The sequence below is a fragment of the Vibrio sp. 378 genome, from assembly GCF_033339435.1.
Window position 1 is genome coordinate 1 of record NZ_JAWOUO010001054.1, and the last position, 542, is coordinate 542.

Annotated in this window: 1 protein-coding gene; it reads right to left on the reverse strand. The window is 45.4% G+C overall.

Annotated features, from left to right (window positions below):
* Nucleotides 1-237: hypothetical protein (locus tag R7Q48_RS30320; protein WP_318134115.1), on the reverse strand; the 237-nt coding region annotated here is incomplete at its 3' end.
* Nucleotides 238-542: the final 305 nt, after the last annotated feature.

The following is a 542-nucleotide window of genomic DNA, read 5'->3' on the forward strand; positions in this document are numbered from 1 at the left end:
AGTGAAGGCCAAAAATATCGCGAAAGTGAGGTGAATCGCTCGCGCTTCAGTGTCATTCAGTACGCCAAAATTGAAAATAAATGGTAGCGGGGAGGCGTACCATAATTGAAATAGTGACCAACACAGAGGGACTAACCAAAGGATTCGTCCTTGCACTCCCGAAGGGTTACGTGCGCCCGTGTCTGCTTGAGCCACCATTTCTTGCACATCTTGAGACGGAGTCTTATTCGTCGCCATGTACTTTTTCCTTATTATTGATGGTCCTGTCCGTTCTTCTATCGAGAACCACACTTCGCCTCTATCAGTGTAGTGAATGGAGCGAAGTTTGCTTTCGAGTATTCCGCTGCCGAATCACAAAGCAAGAGTACCGAGTGCTTTGTTGGCGGCGTTAAAGTGTTTTCTTGGGTATTGAGTGCGCAGTTCTAAGAAAAACTGGCAAATGAACAAAGCATGCTGGTTCAACGTGCTACAACCAGCATACTCAATCAGGCAGAAAACCATCTTTTTCTGCCTGAGATTGAAATAAGTGAGTGCTTACTTAA